This window comes from Aurantiacibacter gilvus, assembly GCF_038289935.1.
In the GTDB taxonomy this organism is placed as follows: Bacteria; Pseudomonadota; Alphaproteobacteria; order Sphingomonadales; family Sphingomonadaceae; genus Alteraurantiacibacter; species Alteraurantiacibacter gilvus.
The window spans coordinates 320,394-338,496 of sequence record NZ_JBBYHV010000002.1 but is presented as its reverse complement, the minus strand read 5'-3'; the positions used below and the strand labels follow the sequence as shown (position 1 = coordinate 338,496).

Sequence of the window (18,103 nt, the reverse complement as noted above, 5' to 3'; positions counted from 1 at the left end):
CAGTCATGCCGCGCCCCTAGGCGCGCCTCCAGAACATTCGGAGGAATACATGAGCCACACCCGCCTGCTCGCATCTGCGAGTCCACTTCCCGTTGCATTGGCCGCCATCGCCTTCGTCGCCACGCCCGCCCTGGCTGGCGACGTCACCGGCGTGGTGATCGACGAAACCGATACCATCGCCCTGCAATCTGCCGTGGTGCGCATTCCCGAGCTGGGCCGCCAGGTCGTGACGGAGCGGGACGGCTCGTTCCGCATCACCGACGTGCCCGCCGGCACCTACACCATCGAAGCGCGCTTCGTGGGCGTGCCGACCGAAAGCCAGACCATCGAAGTCACCGATGACGGCAGCGTCACGGTCAACTTCATGCTGGGCGGGGAGAACGCCGCAGGTATCCTCGTCTACGGCCAGCGCGCCAACCAGTCGAACGCGCTGGCCCGCGAATATGCCAGCGCCACCGTTACCGACGTGCTGACGCGCGACGCCATCGGCCAGTTCCCGGACCAGAACGTGGCGGAAAGCCTGCGCCGCCTGCCCGGCATCAACGTGCTGAACGACCAGGGCGAGGGCCGCTTCGTCGCCGTGCGCGGCCTCGACCCGAACCTCAACGCCACCTCGGTCAACGGTGTGCGCGTGCCTTCGCCCGAGGGCGATATTCGCGCCGTGGCGCTCGACGTCGTCTCCAGCGACATCATCGAGTCCATCGAGGTGCACAAGTCGCTGACGCCGGACATGGACGCCGACACCATCGGCGCATCGATCGAGATCAACACCGTCTCGGCCTTCGATCGCCGCGGCAACTTCCTCACCGTGTCTGCCGAGGGCAGCTACAACGAATATGCCGAGGAACTGAACCCCAAGGGCAGCGTCAACTTCGCCTATGCCCTGACGCCGGACTTCGGCATTTCGGGCGGCGTCTCGTTCTACAACCGCTTCTTCGAAACCGACAATATCGAGGCGGACGACTGGGAAGAGGACAATGGCCTCGTCTATGCCGAGGAAGTCCAGTACCGCGACTACGATGTCGAGCGCGAACGCATCAGCGCCTCGCTCGGCCTCGACCTGCGCGTGGGCGACACCACCGAGCTTTACGCGCGCGGCCTGTTCAGCCGGTTCGACGACCAGGAATACCGCCGCCGCCTGACCTTCGACTTCGGCGACGCCTTCGTCACCGGCAGCGGCACCAGCGCGACCTATGCCGATTTCGACGCCTCGGACCCGGGCGAAGAATACGAGATCACCGTCGAACGCGACATCAAGGACCGTTTTGAACGACAGGAAACCTACTCGCTTGCCGTCGGCGGTGAGACCCAGACCGACAACGGCTGGACCATCGAGTACATGGCCAGCTACGCCGAAAGCTCCGAGCGCGAGAACGGCAGCATCGACCCGACCGAGTTCCGCCGCAAGTTCGAAGGCGATGGGCTCGTCACCACGATCGACTATTCGAACCCGCGCGTGCCGCTTCACGCGGTCAGCGGGGTGAACGATTTCTTCGATGCCGCGACCTACGAACTGAAGGATGTCGAGGTGACCGACCTGTCGGACGCGCAGGATACCGAGATCTCCGCTCGCATCGACGTCGCGCGGGAACTGGTCATGAGCGGCGGCGCGCTGACCCTGCAGACCGGTGTGCGCGGCCGCTGGCGCGAAAAGACCTACGACGCCAACATCTCGTTCTACGAACTCGACGGTTACACCCTTGCGGACGTGCTGGGCTCGCCGACCTATCGCATCACCGACCTCTCGCCGGTGGCGAGCTATCGCGGCGCAAGCGACTACTTCCGCGCCAACTTCGGCAGCTTCGAGTTCCAGCCGGTCGACAGCGCCTTCGACAGCGCCGTGTCCGACTACGAGATCGAGGAAGACATCCTTGCCGCCTACGCCCTGGCGCGGTGGGACAGCGACACCCTGACCGTGATCGGCGGCGTACGCTACGAGCACACGCAGACCGACATCATGGGCAATTACACCCTGCTGGTGGAAGAGGACGGCACCCTGCCCGATGGCAGCACGGCTACCGATGACACCGTCATCGTCTCGCCCACCTTCACTCCGCGCAACTACGGTTACTGGCTGCCCAGCCTCAACATCCGCTACGAGCCGGTGGACGACCTTGTCTTCCGCGCCGCAGGCTATCGCTCGATCGTGCGGCCGGGCTTCTCGCAGGTCGCCCCGCGCTTTGCCGCGGAGGTGAACGACGATGACGAGCTCGAAGGCGAATTCGGCAACCCGTCGCTCGACCCCTACGAGGCCTGGAACATGGACCTCGGCGTCGAATACTACTTCAGCGGCAGCGGTGCGCTGAGCGCCGGGTTCTTCTACAAGGACGTGTCGAACTACGTCGTCGACGTCGAGTTCAATGCCGAAGACCTCAACGGCAACGACGAAATCGATCCGGACGAGCTGCTGGTCTACAACGGCATCGCCTTCAACGAGGCGGTGATCCCGCTCAACGGTGACAGCGCCGAAGTCTGGGGCGTGGAACTGGGCTTCGCCATGCAGTGGGACATGCTGCCCGAGCCTTTCGACGGCCTGCTGACCCAGGCGAACTACACCTACACCGACTCCAGCGGTTCCGTGCCCGTTGGCGGCGTGGACACGATCGGCACCATCGGCGCCACCCGCACCATCCCGCTGCCCGCCACCAGCGAGCACACCTTTAACGCCGTGCTGGGGTACGAGAAGGGCCCGATCAGCCTGCGTCTGGCCGGCACCTATCGCGATGATTACCTTGACGAACTGGGCGGCTCGCCGGAAGAAGACCGCTATGTCGACAGCCACTTCCAGCTCGATGCCAGCGCGCGGTACCGGATCACCGAGAACGTGCAGGTCTTCGTCGAGGCGGTGAACCTGACCGATGCCGAATACTTCGCCTACAACACGGTCGGCAGCCGCCAGAACAACTACCAGTATGAAGTCTATGGACGCACCTTCAAGGGCGGCGTCCGGGTGTCGTTCTGATGCGTAACCTGGCGATTGCGATGGCGGCGGGTCTGCTCGCGGGCTGCGCCACCACCCCCATGGGCCTGCCTCCGGTTGCCGTCGCCGCCAGCGGCGAGACGGTGCCGGTGGGCACGGCCAACGAGGACGCGGCGGACGATCCGGCAATCTGGCGCAACGCGGCGGACCCGTCGCAAAGCCTGATCGTCGCCACCGACAAGAAGGCGGGACTCTACGTTTACGGCCTCGACGGCCAAGTTCGCAGTTTCGTCGAGGCCGGTGCGGTGAACAATGTCGACCTGCTGGAACTGGACGACGGGACGGTCTTCGTCGCTGCCAGCGACCGGATCGACCTTGCCAATTCGCACATCTCCACCTTCCTGCTCGACACGGCGAGCGGTGAATTGCACCCGCTCGGGCGACTGCCCAGCGGTGCGGGCGAGGGCTACGGTTTCTGCCTCTCCGCGCACCGCGGCGTGACCGCGCTGGCCGTGATCAAGGATGGCCGCTTGCGGGAATATGCGCTCACCGGCGTGTTCGATGGCCAAGTCACCGAGCCCCGATTGGTTCGCGAGATGTCGGTGCCGACCCAGCCCGAAGGCTGCGTCTTCGATGACCGCGACGGCACGCTCTACGTCGGCGAGGAAGCGGCAGGCATCTGGCGCTTCCGCGACGGCCAGACCGAAGGCGAACTCGTCGCCCCGATTGACAACCAGTACCTCGTCGCTGACGTCGAAGGCCTTGCCATTGCCCCTGCGGGCGAGGACGGCGGTTACCTGATCGCGTCGAGCCAGGGCGACAACGCCTATGCCGTCTACGCGCTGCCCCGGATGACGCCGGTCGGTCGCTTCGCTATCGGGCAGGGCGCGTTTGGCGCTACCGAGGAAACCGACGGGATCGGCCTCGTGCTCGGCGACTTCGGCCCGGACTATCCCGCAGGCCTGTTCGTCGCACAGGACGGCCAGAACGCGCCGCTGGCACAGAACTTCAAGCTGGTCAGCTGGGAGGCCATCCGCGCGGCATTGGGCTTGGATTAGCCTTCACGTCACGCTTGCCCTTCCCGCCGTGCATGGGGCATGTCCCCGTGGGGGCAAGGGAAGGGAAAGCCACTGACCGAATTGACAACGAGCGAACGCCTGCTCGCGGCAGCAGAGCAGATCCTCGTGGAGCGCGGGGTGACCGGCCTTTCCGTGCGCAAGGTGGGCGACCAGGCGGGGGTGAACCCGACGCTGGTCACCTATCATTTCAAGACTATCGAGAACCTGCTGGCGGAGCTCGCCCGGCGCAACCTTGCACCCATCTTTGCCCGGTGGGACATCATCCAGCCGGGCATGCCGCTCGACGAAGCGCTGTCGCTGTGGCTGGTGCCCATGGGGACGCCGGCCCATTTTACGCCGGGAGGGCGCGCGCTGGTGGTACTCGACGAGCTTGCCGCCCACGCCGAAGGCGCGCCGCGCAAGCTGGTGCTGAAGGCGCTGGCAACCTTCGTCGTGCGCCTGCGCGAGACATTGCACCCGCATTTCCCGCACCTCGACGAAGGTGAATTGCGCGCGCGACTGCGCTTCATTTCCGGCGCCGCACTGGGCCCGCCGCCGCGCACCCACGGCGCGCCGGCCTTGCCCGACGGGCGTGCGCTCGACGACCCGGTATTCCTGCTCGCCTTCGCCCGCGCTGCTTTGGCTGGACAGGCGGCGGAGCCTTGATTTATACGACTGTATGAATCCCGTGGGTCAGCGGGGCGGGAGCGGAAAGTACAGTGACGACACCACCGGGAATGGATGCAGCGACCTTCGCTGACGGCCTGGCTGCCATGCGCAGCGCCGTGGGCGATGAATGGGTGTTCGACAGCCCCGCCGACCTCAACACCTACCGTGATTTCTACTCGGTGCTCTGGGGCGAACCCGAAGAGAAGGTGGCCAGCGCCGCCGTCGCACCCGCCAATGTGGAGGAGGTGCAGGCGGTGGTGCGCGTAGCCAACGAGCGGCGCATGCCGATCTATCCGATCTCCACCGGTCGCAACCTCGGCTACGGCGGCTCGGCGCCGGTGCTCAGCGGCTCCGTGGTGGTGGACCTCAAGCGCATGGACCGCGTGCTGGGGGTGAACGAGGACAACTGTTCGGTGCTGGTCGAACCGGGCGTCTCCTTCTTCGACATGTACCGCCACCTGCGCGAGAGCGGCTCCAAGCTGATGATGAGCGTGCCCGATCCGGGCTGGGGCTCGCTGGTCGGCAATGCGCTCGACAGCGGCGGCGGCTACACCGTTTCCGGCTATCGCGGCCATTTCGAGGCGGTCTGCGGCATCGAGGCGGTCATGGCCGACGGCGAACTGCTGCGCACCGGCATGGGCGCGCTGCCGGGCAGTGAGACCTGGCAGCAATACCGCATGGGTCTTGGCCCCTGCCTCGACGGCATGTTCCGCCAGTCGACGCTGGGCGTGGTCACCAAGATGGGCTTCTGGATGTTCCCCACGCCCGAGGCATGGCTTTCCGCCAGCGTCAGCGTGATGCGCTACGAGGATCTCGACGAACTGGTGCGCGTGGCCAACGAGCTGGAATATGGCAACCTGTTCAACGGGATGCCCGGCTTCGGCTCGCCCGTTCTCACCCGCGAAAACCCGATCGCCATGGCCATGATTCCGGAACCCGAGGTCATGAATGCCATGGTCGAGGAAAGCGGCGTTCCGGCATGGTCCTTCTCGCCCAATTTTTACGGCCCCGAACGCGTGATCCGCGAACAGTGGGCCTATGTGAAGTCGCGCTTCGAACACATTCCCGGCGTGCGCTTTGCCGAGACCGGCTATGTCGACCTGCCCCTTTCCCCGGAGGACATGGAGCGTATCCACAAGCCGCGCTTCGGCATCCCCTCGCTGGAAATCTTCAGCGTTGGCAGCCGCGGCTACGGCAACTTCAATCCCAGCGACGGGCACATCTGGTTCAGCGCCGTGATCCCGCGTTCGGGCAAGGGCATCATCGACGCCAACCGCGTCATGCGCAGCGAATGCGAGCGGCTGGGGCTGGACCTGTTCATGTTCGCGCCCGCCGTCACCTGCTGGACCCGCAGTTTCGTGCTGTTCGCTGCCGTGCCGGTCTACAAGGATGGTCGCAATGCCCACCTGCGCGATGCCGTGCGCGAGATCATCCGCACCTGTGCCGATCACGGTTGGGGCGAGTACCGCTGCCCGCCCGCCTTCATGGACGACGTGATGGATGCCTACAGCTTCGGCGACCATAAACTGCGCCGCGTCAACGAGGCGATCAAGGACGCGCTCGATCCCAATGGAATCATCTCGGCAGGGCGCTACGGCGTCTGGCCGGAACGTTATCGCCAGCTGCGGCGCACGGGAGACGGGGCATGAGACTGGTCCTTTCCGCCGCCGTCGTGCTGGCACTGGGCGTGGGCGTCGCCACCGCGCGGCAGGAGGTCCGCACCGGCCCCGCCGCGCCCGAGCTGGAGCATGGCAAGGCCGTCTACGCCCACTGGTGCGCGCCGTGCCATGCGGATTCGATGCGCCTTGCCGGGACGAACAGCCTCGCAGTCAAGTACCAGGGCACGGACATTCCCGCCGCGCTGGAGGACCGCACGGACCTGTCCGCCCCGCTGATCGCATACTTCGTGCGCAACGGCGTATCGTGGATGCCGCCTTTCCGTCGCACAGAGGTCTCCGATGCTGATCTCGCGGCCCTGTCCGCCTACCTGACCGCGCCGCTGGATGACCGCGGCGCACACGTGCCGCTGCTGGCGGACGAGATGGCCGAGATGGAGGCAAGTCGATGACCACCCGCCGCGATGTGCTGAAATGGGGCGCGGCCCTGCCCGCGCTCGGGACCGGCTGGCACGGTGCCTTTGCCGCCGCGCCGCAGGGCCTGGACGCCATGCTGGTCGATACCCGTTTTCCCGGCGCGCTGGCCGTGGCTGACGCGCCGGTGCCGGTGATGCAGTTCGCTGGCGACGTGACCCGCGTCTGGTTCGACGATCTCGATGCCCGCTGGCGGCAGCCCGGCTTCGTGCTCGGCGGCATTACCGGCAGCGATGCGCTGTTCGTGCTGGAAACGCTGGCCCAGCACCAGGGACGGCGCGTGGTGTCGCGCGCGGCGCTCGACCTGCCGCCAGTGAACGGGGTGCAGGCCGTGCGCTGGATCATCGCTCCGCACCACCCGAGCGTCACCGCGTGAGCGTCCTTCCACCCGATCTCGACCAAGCCGGTTTCGCCGCCTTCCTCGCTGACCTGCGCGCCGCCGTGGGGGAGGACTGGGTCTGGTCGTCCGATGCCGACATGTTCCCCTATCGCGACAGCTTCTCGCCGGTGTGGAACACGCCGGAGGAAATCCAGGCGAGCAGCGCAGTCGCGCCCGCTGACGTGGCGCAGGTGCAGGAAGTGGTGAGGATCGCGGGGCGCCACGGCGTGCCGCTGCACCCGATCTCCACCGGCAAGAACTTCGGCTACGGCGGGCCGTCGCCCAATGTGCAGGGCAGCACGGTGCTGGACCTGAAGCGGCTGGATGCCGTGTTCGAGGTGAACGAGGATCGCAACTACTGCCTCGTCGAGCCCGGCGTTTCCTATTTCGACCTCTACCGTCACATCACCGATCGCGGCCTCAAGGTCATGATCGACTGCCCCGATCCCGGCTGGGGTTCGCCCGTCGGCAACGCACTCGACCGCGGCGTGGGCTACACCATGCCGCAGTTCCGCGACCATTTCGGCGCGCACTGCGGGATGGAGGTCGTGCTCCCGAATGGAGAGCTGATGCGTACCGGCATGGGGGCCATGCCGGGGGCCGATAGCTGGCAGGAATACCCCTACGGCTTCGGGCCGGACCCGTCGGGCCTGTTCGCGCAGGGCAATTTCGGCGTGGTGACCAAGATGGGCTTCCGGCTGATGCCGCAGCCCGAATATTACCGCACCGGCCTGATCCGCGTGCCGCGCCGCCGCGACCTGGTGAAGCTGGTCCAGCACGTCAATTACCTGTCGGACAGCGGCATGGTCAGCGAAGTGCGCTTCGCCAGCCCGCTTGCGGCGCTGCTCGGCAATCCCGAATTCGCTGCCCTGGCGACCAAGCTGGGCGGACCGAGCGATGCCGAGATGGATGCCGCCGCCAACGAGGCGGGCCTGCACTCCTGGGCGATCGACCTGCAGTTCCTCGGCCCCGAGGCGGCGACGCTGGCGCAGTGGGAGTATGCCAAGGACCGCATCCTCTCGGACATTCCCGGTGCCGAGGCGCTGGACGGCGACCACTTCGCCTTGCCTGCGACCGAAGAGCAGCTCGACAATCTTACGCAGCCATACCCCAGCGCGATCCGTCGCCGCGGGGCGCTGGGCGTGCCTTCGCTGGGTATCTGGGAGATCGTCCGCGACGATGGCCATGTCGGCTTCTTCCCCGTCCTGCCGCGCGATGGCGAGGCGGTGTTCGCAATGCAGCGCGTCTTGGGCGACGCCAGCCGCGAATACCCGCTGCCGCCCTATTTCAGCGCCGTTACCGCGCCGCTGTTCTGGCACAGCCACACCTTCCAGATGGTCTTCGCCCCGAGCATCCGCCACGACGATCCCGAGCATAACGCCATGGTCCACCGCGCCATGAAGCACATGGTCGCGGTCGCCGCTGAACACGGCTGGGGCGACTACCGTGCGGCACCGATCTACCAGGACGATGTCGCTGCAACCTACAGCTTCAACAACGGCTCGCTGCGGACCTTCCTCGAAGCGTTGAAGGACGCGGTCGATCCCACCGGGATCATCGCGCCGGGGCGGGGCGGGGTCTGGCCCCGAAGGTTCCGTCCATGAGGTATCTCGCAGTCGCCCTGCCCTTCTCGGCCCTCGCTCTGACCGTATCGGTTTCGGCGCAGGATGAAGACCCGCAGGTCGCCCAAGGGCGGCAGGTGTTTGAACACATGTGCGCGCCGTGCCACGGGCAGGGACCGGGAGACGATGGCTCCGCAATGCTCCCCGGAACGGCCGCGCTGGCAGAGAAGTACGATGGCACCCGTCCCGGCGCGCTGGAACTGCGGAGCGACCTGTCGGCGCCCGTCCTCTCGCTGTTCGTCCGGCGCGGCGTGGGGGCCATGCCCGCCTTCCGTGCCTCGGAACTGCCGGATGATGACATTGCCGCCGTCGCTGCCTATCTGGCTGCCAATGCCGCTGCTGCGGGACAGTAGCCGGGCCGTCATACAGGTTGCATATTTTGCGCTAGAATGGCCGTCCTGATTAGCAAGTCAACGGGTCGCAACCGCCATGAAATTCGAAATTCCTTCCGCGCATCGACGCCAGTTCCTGCGTACGTCGACAGTTTTCGCCGCCTTGGCTGTCGCCGGATGCATGGGGCGCCCGGCTGCGCCGCGCGCAGCGATGGCCACGACCCGCGGCTACGGCGAATTGGTGCCCGATCCGGCAGGAATTGTCGATTTGCCGGAAGGCTTTTCCTACCGCGTAATCTCCCGCCTTGGCGACCAGATGGACGACGGCTTCACCGTACCTGACGATGCCGACGGGATGGGCTGCTTCGATCTCGGCAACGGCGAGATCGGGCTGGTCCGCAATCACGAACTGAGCATGTCGCAAGATGGCGGCGGTGTCGTGGGCCCGGCCTATGATACCTTTGCCCGCAGCTTGCTGCCCTTGCCCGGCGGAACCACCACCGTCGTGCTGGATGAGCGCACACTGGAGGTGAAACGGCAGTATCGCAGCCTCGCCGGCACGATCAACAATTGCGCTGGCGGTGTGACCCCCTGGGGCAGCTGGCTATCTTGCGAGGAAGATGTCACGCTGCCCGATGGCCGGGCCAACCGCGATCACGGCTATGTGTTCGAGGTGCCGGCTGATGCGCCCGGACTTGTCGATCCCGTGCCGCTGAAAGCGATGGGCCGGTTCAAACACGAAGCCGCCTGTGTCGATCCCGCAACCGGCGCCGTGTACATGACCGAGCACCGGGACGAATCCCTGCTCTATCGCTTCATCCCCAACGTGCCCGGCCGGTTGGCAGAGGGTGGCAGGTTGCAGGCGCTGGCCATCGCCGGCATTCCTGACACCACCAACTATTACCGCCGCGACATCGAGCTGGGAGACTGGCACACGGCCAGCTGGGTCGACCTCGACAATCCGGAGGCGCCCGACGACGACCTGCGCTTCCGCGGTGCTGCTGCCGGGGCCTCCATTTTCCACTCGAACGAAGGCATCCACATGGGAGAGGGCGAATTCTACTTCTGCGCCACCTATGGCGGGGCCGTCCGCGAAGGACAGATCTTCCGTGTGCGTCCGGGGCGAGATGGTGAACCGGACATGGTGCAGCTGTTCTTCGAAACTGCCGATCCCGAGCAATTCAGCTTTGGCGACAACCTGACCATTGCGCCGAACGGCCACCTCATGGTCTGCGAAGACCAGTATAACCGTGTGCGCCCGATCAACCACATTCGCGGAATCACCCGGCAGGGTGCGGTCTATCCATTCGCGCGGATGGACCTCGACACCGAGTGGGCGGGCGTGTGCTATGCGCCGGATGGACAGACCATGTTCGTCAACATACAGCGGCCCACGATGACGCTTGCGATCACCGGACCCTGGCTCCCTTCGTGAGCAGCTCTCCCGCCGTCCTGTTCGTCTGCCTCGGCAATATCTGCCGCTCGCCCATGGCCGAAGGGGCCTTGCGCGTGGCGGCGGATGCGGCGGGGCTGGCCATCCACATCGACAGCGCGGGCACCGGCGGCTGGCACGTCGGCAATCCGCCCGATCCGCGCGCGCAGGCCACCGCACTGGCGAACGGCGTCGACATTTCCGGGCTGCGGGCGCGGCAGGTGGAGGCGGAGGATTTCCTGCGCTTCACCCACATCTTCGCGCTCGATGCGGAGAACCAGCGCAACCTTGAACGACTGATGCCCCGTGATGCGACGGCGGAACTGGCATTGCTGCTCGACATGGTGCCGGGGCGCGCGGGGCAGGCCGTGGCCGATCCCTATTATGGCGGTGACGAGGGCTTTGCCGAGACCTGGCGGGACGTGAGAGCCGCTGCGGAAGCGTTGGTGACGCGGCTGGCCTAGCTGGCCAGCGACTGCACTTCGGCCAGAACCCGTTCGGCCCATTCAGGGCGGCAGATCAGCAGGTCGGGCAGGTAGGTATCGCGCTGGTTGTAGGCCATCGGGCTGCCGTCGATGCGGCTGCAATGCAGGCCGAATGCCTGCGCTACGGCGACGGGCGCGCAATTGTCCCATTCGTACTGACCGCCCGAATGCAGGTAGATTTCCGCCTCGCCGCGCACCACGGCCATGGCCTTGGCGCCGGCGCTGCCCATGCCCACCAGCTCGCCGCCGATTGTCTCGGCCAGGGCCACGGCCTCGGCGGCTGGACGCGTCCGGCTGACCACCAGGCGCGGCTTGTCGGCAGCGGCAGGAAGGGGCGAAGGCTGGTCGCTGCGCAGCACCAGGCCGAGACCCGGCAGGGCAACCGCGCCGGTGGTGGCGAGGCCGTCCACCGCGAGGCCCACGTGCACTGCCCAGTCCGTCCGTTCCTCGCCATATTCGCGGGTGCCGTCGACCGGGTCGACGATCCACACGCGCGATTTGTCGAGGCGTTCGAGCGTGTCCTTGCTCTCTTCCGACAGCAGGCCATCGTCCGGACGCTGGGCCCGGATGGCCGCGACGAGGAATTCGTTGGCGGTCTTGTCGCCTGCCTGGCCCAGGGCCTTGCCTGCAAACATGCCGCTGGCGCGCACTTCCAGCAGGATGCGGCCTGCCTGTTCGGCCAGCGCGGCGGCAAGTTCGGCGTCCGTCATGGCGGCGGTCATCGCGGGTCTCCGGGGTCAGCTACGGCAAGGTCGACGATAGTGTCCGCAGGCTCTTCCGCGAAGCCCCAGCGAATGTTCGCCCACACCCGCTCGTGGCCGTAATAGAGCACCATCTTGGTCAAGACCTCGGTCACCGCGATGGCCCCTGCGGCCTTGGCGCTGGAAGTGAACAGCCAGGAGAGCAGGAACGTGTCGATCGAGCCGAGCACTCGCCAGCTGACGGCTTTGGCAAAGGATCGACTGTGCGCCTCGCGCCCGTTGAACAGGAGCATTTTCCGTCAGCTGTCGCGCAGCAGCCAGTCGACCACCAGGTCCGCCGCCTCTTCGGGCGTCATGGCCGTGGTTTCGATCCGTACTTCGGGGCTCTCCGGCTCCTCGTAGGGGCTGTCGATGCCGGTGAAATTCTTCAGCTGGCCAGCGCGCGCCTTGGCATAGAGGCCCTTCACGTCGCGTGCCTCGGCCACTTCCAGCGGTGTGTCGACGTGCACTTCGATGAACTCGCCATCGGGCAGCATGTCGCGCACCATCTGCCGCTCGGCGCGGAAGGGGCTGATGAAGGCGGTGATGACGATCAGTCCGGCATCGGCCATCAGCTTGGCCACTTCGCCCACGCGGCGAATGTTCTCGATCCGGTCCTGCTCGGTAAAGCCGAGGTCCTTGTTGAGCCCGTGGCGCACGTTGTCGCCGTCGAGCAGGAAGGTGTGCCGGTTCATCCGGAACAGCTTCTTCTCCACCATGTTGGCGATGGTCGACTTGCCCGAACCGGAAAGGCCGGTGAACCACAGCACGGCGGGCTTCTGGTTCTTCATCCCGGCGTGCTGGTCACGCGTGATGTCGACCGACTGCCAGTGCACGTTCTGCGCCCGGCGCAGGCTGAAGTTGATCATGCCGGCGCCGACCGTGGCATTGGTCAGCTTGTCGATCAGCACGAACCCGCCCAGCTGGCGGCTGTCGGCATAGGGCGCGAAGGTCAGCGGCTTGTCGGTGGTGACTTCGGTGACGCCGATGGCATTGAGGTCCAGCGTCTTGGCCGCGAGGTGCTCCAGGCTGTTGACGTCGATCTCGTACTTCGGCTGCGCCAGCGTGGCCGTGACCGTTTGCGTGGCCAGTTTCAGCCAGTAGCCGCGCCCGGGGATCAGCGGCTGGTCGGAAAGCCAGACGACATTGGCTTCGAACTGGTCCGCGCTTTCGGGCGGATCGTCGGCTGCCGCGATCACGCTGCCGCGCGACACGTCGACTTCGTCAGCCAGGGTCAGGGTGACCGACTGGCCGGCGACGGCCTCGTCGAGGTCGCCGTTCATGGTAACGATGCGGTCGACCGTGCTGGTCTTGCCCGAGGGCACGATGCGCACGGCGTCTCCCGGCTTGACCGAGCCGCTGGCGATCAGGCCGGAGAAGCCGCGGAAGTCGAGGTTGGGGCGGTTCACCCATTGCACCGGCATGCGGAAGCTGCCCGCCTGCGCCACCGCATTGGCGATCTCCACCGTCTCGAGGTGCTCGATCAGCGAGGGGCCGGTGTACCACGGCGTATTGGCCGAGGGGGCCGAGGCGATGTTGTCGCCCTTGAAGCCGGAGATCGGGATCGGCGTGAACTCGGCAATGCCGATTTCCTGCGCGAAACTGCGATAGTCGGCGACGATGTGTTCGAAGGTCGACTGGTCGTAGTCCACCAGGTCCATCTTGTTCACTGCCAGCACCAGGTGCCTGATGCCCAGCAGGTGGGCGATGAAGCTGTGGCGTTTGGTTTGCGTCAGCACGCCCTTGCGCGCGTCGATCAGGATCACCGCGAGGTCCGCGGTCGAAGCGCCGGTGACCATGTTGCGGGTGTACTGTTCATGCCCCGGCGTATCGGCGACGATGAACTTGCGCTTCTCGGTCGCGAAGAAGCGGTAGGCGACGTCGATGGTGATGCCCTGTTCGCGCTCGGCGGCAAGGCCGTCCACCAGCAGGGCGAAGTCGATTTCCTGCCCCTGCGTGCCGACCTTCTTGCTGTCGGCTTCGAGCGCGGCCAGCTGGTCCTCGAAGATCATCTTGCTGTCGTAGAGCAGCCGCCCGATCAGGGTGGACTTGCCATCATCCACGCTGCCGCAGGTGATGAAGCGCAGCAGGCCCTTGTTCTGGTGCAGCTGCAGGTAGGCCTCGATATCCTCGGCGATGAGGGCATCGACCTTGTAGGCAGGGTCACTGGCGGGAGTGTCAGCCATCAGAAATAGCCCTCCTGCTTCTTCTTCTCCATGCCGGCACCGCCTTCGTCCTTGTCGATGACGCGGCCCTGGCGCTCGCTGGTGGTGGTGAGCAGCATTTCCTGCACCACTTCGGCCAGCGTTTCGGCCTCGCTCTCCACCGCGCCGGTCAGCGGGAAGCAGCCCAGCGTGCGGAAGCGCACCTTGCGCATGGTGATGTCGGGCTTCTTGCCCATGACCCGTTCGAGCCGGTCAAGATCGTCAGCCATGAACAGCCCGCCTTCGTATTCGTAGGTGGGGCGTTCGGCGGCGTAGTAGAGCGGCACGATCTCGATGTTTTCGGCCATGATGTATTGCCACACGTCGAGTTCGGTCCAGTTGGACAGCGGGAAGACGCGGATGCTTTCGCCCTTGGCCTTGCGGGTGTTGTAGACGTTCCACAGCTCGGGGCGCTGGTTCTTCGGGTCCCATCCGTGGCTGGCGGTGCGGAAGGAGAAGATGCGCTCCTTGGCGCGGCTCTTTTCCTCGTCGCGGCGCGCGCCGCCGAAGGCCGCGTCGAAACCGTGCATGGTGAGCGCCTGCTTCAGCCCCTCGGTCTTCCACATGTCGGTGTGCAGCGGGCCGTGGTCAAAGGGATTGATCCCCTGCGCTTCGGCTTCCGGGTTATGATGGACCAGCAGTTCCATGCCGGCATCCGCCGCGCTCTTCTCGCGCAGGGCATACATGTCCTTGAACTTCCACGTAGTGTCGACGTGCAGCAGCGGGAAGGGCGGAGGCGAGGGGTAGAACGCCTTCTTCGCCAGGTGCAGCATGACTGCACTGTCCTTGCCGATCGAATAGAGCATGACCGGCTTGGTCGCCTCGGCGGCAACTTCGCGCATGATATGAATGCTCTCGGCTTCGAGCCGTTCGAGGTGCGTAAGTCGTTTCATCGTGGCGAGAGCCTTGGCGGGTGCATTCGCAACTCGCAAGCCTTGGCCTGACGAGATTTTGTTTCAGCCCTTCAATTCGCGCATTTGACGGGGGTCCACTCCTCGCCTTCCGGAAGCGGGGAGAAGACGGCATCGACCATGTCCTGCGTCACGCCTTCCGCCGTTGCGGGCGACCACTGCGGGGCATTGTCCTTGTCCACCAGCACGGCGCGCACGCCCTCGGCAAAGTCCGGTCGCATGATCATGCGCGCGGCGATGCGATATTCCATGGCCATGTTGTCGGCGAAGGTTGCGCAGTGGGCATTCTCGGCGAACTGGCGCAAGGCGACCTTGGCCGTGACGGGGCACTTGGTGGTGACCGCTTTCAGCTCCTTGGCGGCCCACTCGCTGTCGTCGGCGGCCAGGGCTGCCTCGATCTCTTCCAGCGTTTCGCCCGCGAAGAGCCGGTCGATCTTCTCGCGGTTCCCGGCCAGCCGCGCTTCGGGCGCGCTTTCGGCATGCATGACGAGGTAGCGTTCCAGCGAGGCCGGGTCGACTACGATCTGCGCCTTGGTCTCGGCCAGCCTGTCGCTGGGAATGTAATGCGTGGCGAGACCTGCCCAGAGGCATTCCGCCCCGTCGAGCCGCGCGCCGGTGAGCGCGAGGAACTTGCCGACCTCGCCCGGCAGGCGCGGCAGGTACCAGCCCGCGCCGACATCGGGGAACAGGCCGATGGCGCCTTCGGGCATGGCGAACTTGGTATTCTCGGTCGCCACGCGGAAGTCGCACGGCTGGCTGATGCCCACGCCGCCGCCCATGGTCACTCCGTCCATGAATACCACTGTCGGCTTGGGATAGGTGAACAGCAGGTGGTTGAGCCGGTATTCCGCGTGGAAGAATTCCCGCCCGCGCTGGCCGCCGTCCTCGATCGCCGAATTGCGCAGCAGCGCCACGTCGCCGCCCGCGCAGAAGCCGCGCGTATCCGGCTGGTGTTCGATGATCACCGCCGCGACCGCGTCATCGCTGCACCATTCGAGCAGCGCGGCGGTCATGGCCTCGCACATGTCGAGCGTCAGCGAATGCAGCGCCTTGGGGCGCGTCAGGGTGATGCGGCCGACCTTGCCATCGACCTTGGTGGTGACGTTCTCGCTCATGCGATCAGCCCTCGCACCGCTTGCGGCGCAGCTGGCCTTCGCCCACCGGGGCAGGCATGTCGCTTTCGAGGATCGTCCCGCCTTCGACCAGTCGGTAGGTGAGGCTTTCCTGCCAGGTTTCGCCTTCGCCCTCCATGGCCAGCGCAAAGGTCACGTCATCGCCATCGCGGGTTACGGACTGCACCGTGCCGTAGCTCTCGTAGAAGGTGAGGTGGTCCGGCGCGATCTCCAGTCGCAGGTCCGATGCCGGATCGCAGGTGCCTTCGACATAGTCCCACACGCCGAGCATGGCGGCCGGGATGCCTTCAGAGTCCGTGCCTTCTGGTGCTTGTCCGGTGCCAGCCGTCGCTGCCACTTCGCTGGCCTCGCTCGGGACGGGCGCGTCGGGCGCGGTGGCTTCGGGTTCGGACGAACAGGCGGAAAGCGACAGTGCCGCAGCGACTGCGAGCAGGGCGATCTGGGGATGCTTGGTCATGCCCGCAGCCATGTCAGGAAGGCGGTCGCGGTGCAAGGAACTGGCGGTGGAGCGAGGGCCTGGCCCTATTCGCCTCCGCCTACGTCCATCGGCGAGGGATCGAAGCCCATGGTGTCGTCCATTGGCGACGGATCGAAACCCTCGGCGGAATCGATGAAGGTCTCCGGCCCCGCGTCGACTTCGATCACCTCCTCCGCGCTCTCGTCTTCGGCAAAGCCCTGCGAAGTCGGCTGGGCATTGGGCGCGCGAGAGGTAGGGGACTGGCTGGAACGCGACGGCGCGGAATTCTGCGAAACGATCCGCATCTCGCCGCCTCCTCCGCGCGGGTCCAGCCCGGCGGCTTCGTTGCGGCTTTCGAGACTGTCGCCACAGGCGGCGACAAGCGCGAGGACGGGCAGCGCAAGCGCTGCCCGGGCAACTATTGCAGGCTTCCGATCACTGCTTCGGCTTCGATTTCGCATTTCCACTCCGGACTATACAGTGCGGCAATTGCCACCAGCGTGCCGGTGGGCCGGGCATGGCCCACCGCGCGCGTGAAGGCGGCGGTTACGGCATCTGCATAGGCGATATCGGTTACGAACATCCTTACGCGCACGACATCGCCCGAATGTCCGCCCAGCTGGCCGATATAGTCGAGGATCTGTTCGAAACAGCGGTCCGCCTGTCGCCCGGCGTCCGGGCTGACGGTGCCGTCTTCCTCCACCCCGACATTGCCGGAGACGATGATGCGGTCACCCACGCGGATCGCGCGGGTAAATCCGGCTTGCTCTTCAAAGGGGCCCAGCGGCGGGATGCGCTGGCGGCCGTCATTGGGGTCAGCCACAGGTGATCCTTTCGATAATCATGTCGTCGTCATAGGAAACGGTCAGGCGGTCAGGCCGGAAATCCATGGTCACGGCGGTGCGCGGCGGCACCCAGCGCAAGGTGGCAGCTCCGGTCAGACGCAGCAGGGTGGCGCCCGCCTCGGCACTGGCGGTGTGGCCGACATGGTCCTGCACCGCGCTGGCGTCGCATTCGCCCGCAGGTTCGCGCACGGGCGGCGGGCCGTTGCCATCCGCCGTGGTGGCACAGGCCGCCAGCGGCAGCAGCAGGCAGGGAAGGAAAAGCAGCTTCATGGTCGGGTTTCTCCTCTTGGCGGCATCCTAGCGTCAAGCCGTTCGAGGCGCTAGGACGCGGGACAAGAGGAGAAACGCACATGGCAGGGCTTTGGTTCGAGGAATTTTCGGTGGGGCAGGTATTCGACCACCCGCTGCGGCGGACCGTGACCGAAACGGACAACCTGCTGATCAGCACACTGACCCACAACCCCACGCCGCTGCACCTCGATGCGGAGTTCATGAAAGACAGCGAATTCGGCCAGATCCTGGTCAATTCGTGCTTCACGCTCAGCCTGATGGTGGGGATCAGCGTCAACGACACCACGCAGGGAACGGCGGTTGCCAATCTCGGCTGGGACGAGGTGCGTTTCCCCGCGCCGGTCTTCATCGGGGACACCCTGCGGATCGAGACCGAAGTTGTCGGAACGCGGGAAAGCCAGTCGCGGCCAAATCAGGGCATAGTCAATTTCGTCCATCGCGCCTATAATCAGGACGACGTGCTGGTGGCGAGTTGCAAGCGCGCCAGCCTGCAGAAAAAGCGGCCTGCCGAATAAGGGCCGACACGGAGAGAAAG

Annotated in this window: 20 protein-coding genes; 11 read left to right on the top strand and 9 right to left on the bottom strand. The window is 65.9% G+C overall.

The features are described 5' to 3' along the window. Window positions 1–49: 49 nt before the first annotated feature. From AAEO60_RS11595 to AAEO60_RS11550, 10 genes are all read left to right on the top strand, one after another. A complete protein-coding gene (locus AAEO60_RS11595) occupies window positions 50–2,962 on the top strand; it encodes a TonB-dependent receptor (RefSeq protein WP_341673874.1) in 2,913 nt (970 codons plus the stop codon). After that, window positions 2,962–3,978 carry a phytase gene (locus AAEO60_RS11590; protein ID WP_341673873.1) on the top strand — a complete coding sequence of 339 codons (1,017 nt, stop codon included), beginning with the start codon at window positions 2,962–2,964 and terminating at the stop codon, window positions 3,976–3,978. Before AAEO60_RS11595 ends, AAEO60_RS11590 begins: the two co-directional genes overlap by 1 nt. Before the next feature lie 81 nt (window positions 3,979–4,059). Beyond that, the gene (locus AAEO60_RS11585; RefSeq protein ID WP_341673872.1) at window positions 4,060–4,644 is read left to right on the top strand and encodes a TetR/AcrR family transcriptional regulator; all 585 of its coding nucleotides are present in this window, start codon (window positions 4,060–4,062) and stop codon (window positions 4,642–4,644) included. Window positions 4,645–4,697: 53 nt separating this feature from the next. Continuing rightward, window positions 4,698–6,296, top strand: coding sequence for an FAD-binding oxidoreductase (locus AAEO60_RS11580; RefSeq protein ID WP_341673871.1), 1,599 nt, complete (start codon window positions 4,698–4,700; stop codon window positions 6,294–6,296). Further along, complete coding sequence (locus AAEO60_RS11575; RefSeq protein WP_341673870.1) at window positions 6,293–6,715, top strand: c-type cytochrome; 423 nt, start codon at window positions 6,293–6,295, stop codon at window positions 6,713–6,715. Before AAEO60_RS11580 ends, AAEO60_RS11575 begins: the two co-directional genes overlap by 4 nt. After that, window positions 6,712–7,113, top strand: a complete 402-nt coding sequence (locus AAEO60_RS11570; RefSeq protein ID WP_341673869.1) for a hypothetical protein — start codon at window positions 6,712–6,714, stop codon at window positions 7,111–7,113. Before AAEO60_RS11575 ends, AAEO60_RS11570 begins: the two co-directional genes overlap by 4 nt. Further along, a complete protein-coding gene (locus AAEO60_RS11565) occupies window positions 7,110–8,720 on the top strand; it encodes an FAD-binding oxidoreductase (protein ID WP_341673868.1) in 1,611 nt (536 codons plus the stop codon). Before AAEO60_RS11570 ends, AAEO60_RS11565 begins: the two co-directional genes overlap by 4 nt. Further along, entirely contained in the window at window positions 8,717–9,091 is a 375-nt protein-coding gene (locus AAEO60_RS11560) for a c-type cytochrome (protein ID WP_341673867.1), read from the top strand. The genes AAEO60_RS11565 and AAEO60_RS11560 overlap by 4 nt, the downstream gene beginning before the upstream one ends. 190 nt (window positions 9,092–9,281) lie before the next feature. Continuing rightward, complete coding sequence (locus AAEO60_RS11555) at window positions 9,282–10,505, top strand: alkaline phosphatase PhoX (RefSeq protein WP_341673866.1); 1,224 nt, start codon at window positions 9,282–9,284, stop codon at window positions 10,503–10,505. After that, window positions 10,502–10,966 carry a low molecular weight protein-tyrosine-phosphatase gene (locus AAEO60_RS11550; RefSeq protein WP_341673865.1) on the top strand — a complete coding sequence of 155 codons (465 nt, stop codon included), beginning with the start codon at window positions 10,502–10,504 and terminating at the stop codon, window positions 10,964–10,966. Before AAEO60_RS11555 ends, AAEO60_RS11550 begins: the two co-directional genes overlap by 4 nt. On the opposite strand, the gene AAEO60_RS11545 is transcribed toward AAEO60_RS11550, so the two are convergent. From AAEO60_RS11545 to AAEO60_RS11505, 9 genes are all read right to left on the bottom strand, one after another. Next, on the bottom strand, window positions 10,963–11,697 hold the full coding sequence (locus AAEO60_RS11545; protein ID WP_423970225.1) for a 3'(2'),5'-bisphosphate nucleotidase CysQ: 735 nt from the start codon (window positions 11,695–11,697) through the stop codon (window positions 10,963–10,965). The two genes, AAEO60_RS11550 and AAEO60_RS11545, sit on opposite strands and share 4 nt — an antisense overlap. 8 nt (window positions 11,698–11,705) lie before the next feature. After that, on the bottom strand, window positions 11,706–11,981 hold the full coding sequence (locus AAEO60_RS11540) for a DUF2061 domain-containing protein (protein ID WP_341673863.1): 276 nt from the start codon (window positions 11,979–11,981) through the stop codon (window positions 11,706–11,708). 6 nt (window positions 11,982–11,987) lie between these two features. Further along, window positions 11,988–13,913, bottom strand: coding sequence for a sulfate adenylyltransferase subunit CysN (gene cysN, locus AAEO60_RS11535; RefSeq protein ID WP_341673862.1), 1,926 nt, complete (start codon window positions 13,911–13,913; stop codon window positions 11,988–11,990). Beyond that, the gene (gene cysD / locus AAEO60_RS11530) at window positions 13,913–14,863 is read right to left on the bottom strand and encodes a sulfate adenylyltransferase subunit CysD (protein ID WP_423970162.1); all 951 of its coding nucleotides are present in this window, start codon (window positions 14,861–14,863) and stop codon (window positions 13,913–13,915) included. The genes cysN and cysD overlap by 1 nt, the downstream gene beginning before the upstream one ends. Before the next feature lie 32 nt (window positions 14,864–14,895). After that, window positions 14,896–15,957 carry an enoyl-CoA hydratase/isomerase family protein gene (locus AAEO60_RS11525; RefSeq protein ID WP_341673860.1) on the bottom strand — a complete coding sequence of 354 codons (1,062 nt, stop codon included), beginning with the start codon at window positions 15,955–15,957 and terminating at the stop codon, window positions 14,896–14,898. Between the two features lie 4 nt (window positions 15,958–15,961). After that, complete coding sequence (locus tag AAEO60_RS11520; RefSeq protein ID WP_341673859.1) at window positions 15,962–16,432, bottom strand: hypothetical protein; 471 nt, start codon at window positions 16,430–16,432, stop codon at window positions 15,962–15,964. 65 nt (window positions 16,433–16,497) lie between these two features. Then, window positions 16,498–16,737, bottom strand: a complete 240-nt coding sequence (locus AAEO60_RS11515) for a hypothetical protein (RefSeq protein WP_341673858.1) — start codon at window positions 16,735–16,737, stop codon at window positions 16,498–16,500. A gap of 113 nt (window positions 16,738–16,850) precedes the next feature. Continuing rightward, window positions 16,851–17,255: a Rid family hydrolase gene (locus AAEO60_RS11510; protein ID WP_341673857.1), complete on the bottom strand. Its 405-nt coding sequence runs from the start codon at window positions 17,253–17,255 to the stop codon at window positions 16,851–16,853. Then, complete coding sequence (locus AAEO60_RS11505) at window positions 17,248–17,547, bottom strand: I78 family peptidase inhibitor (protein ID WP_341673856.1); 300 nt, start codon at window positions 17,545–17,547, stop codon at window positions 17,248–17,250. Before AAEO60_RS11505 ends, AAEO60_RS11510 begins: the two co-directional genes overlap by 8 nt. Between AAEO60_RS11505 and AAEO60_RS11500 the strand changes: the two genes are divergently transcribed. Continuing rightward, a complete protein-coding gene (locus AAEO60_RS11500) occupies window positions 17,445–18,083 on the top strand; it encodes a MaoC family dehydratase (RefSeq protein ID WP_341674681.1) in 639 nt (212 codons plus the stop codon). The two genes, AAEO60_RS11505 and AAEO60_RS11500, sit on opposite strands and share 103 nt — an antisense overlap. Window positions 18,084–18,103: the final 20 nt, after the last annotated feature.

Coding starts and splice junctions, on each gene's coding strand:
- AAEO60_RS11595 (WP_341673874.1), top strand. CDS start 50: ATGAGCCACACCCGCCTGCTCGCATCTGCGAGTCCACTTCCCGTTGCA.
- AAEO60_RS11590 (WP_341673873.1), top strand. CDS start 2,962: ATGCGTAACCTGGCGATTGCGATGGCGGCGGGTCTGCTCGCGGGCTGC.
- AAEO60_RS11575 (WP_341673870.1), top strand. CDS start 6,293: ATGAGACTGGTCCTTTCCGCCGCCGTCGTGCTGGCACTGGGCGTGGGC.
- AAEO60_RS11570 (WP_341673869.1), top strand. CDS start 6,712: ATGACCACCCGCCGCGATGTGCTGAAATGGGGCGCGGCCCTGCCCGCG.
- AAEO60_RS11560 (WP_341673867.1), top strand. CDS start 8,717: ATGAGGTATCTCGCAGTCGCCCTGCCCTTCTCGGCCCTCGCTCTGACC.
- AAEO60_RS11555 (WP_341673866.1), top strand. CDS start 9,282: ATGGCCACGACCCGCGGCTACGGCGAATTGGTGCCCGATCCGGCAGGA.
- AAEO60_RS11545 (WP_423970225.1), bottom strand. CDS start 11,697: ATGACGGACGCCGAACTTGCCGCCGCGCTGGCCGAACAGGCAGGCCGC.
- AAEO60_RS11540 (WP_341673863.1), bottom strand. CDS start 11,981: ATGCTCCTGTTCAACGGGCGCGAGGCGCACAGTCGATCCTTTGCCAAA.
- cysN (WP_341673862.1), bottom strand. CDS start 13,913: ATGGCTGACACTCCCGCCAGTGACCCTGCCTACAAGGTCGATGCCCTC.
- AAEO60_RS11525 (WP_341673860.1), bottom strand. CDS start 15,957: ATGAGCGAGAACGTCACCACCAAGGTCGATGGCAAGGTCGGCCGCATC.
- AAEO60_RS11520 (WP_341673859.1), bottom strand. CDS start 16,432: ATGACCAAGCATCCCCAGATCGCCCTGCTCGCAGTCGCTGCGGCACTG.
- AAEO60_RS11515 (WP_341673858.1), bottom strand. CDS start 16,737: ATGCGGATCGTTTCGCAGAATTCCGCGCCGTCGCGTTCCAGCCAGTCC.
- AAEO60_RS11505 (WP_341673856.1), bottom strand. CDS start 17,547: ATGAAGCTGCTTTTCCTTCCCTGCCTGCTGCTGCCGCTGGCGGCCTGT.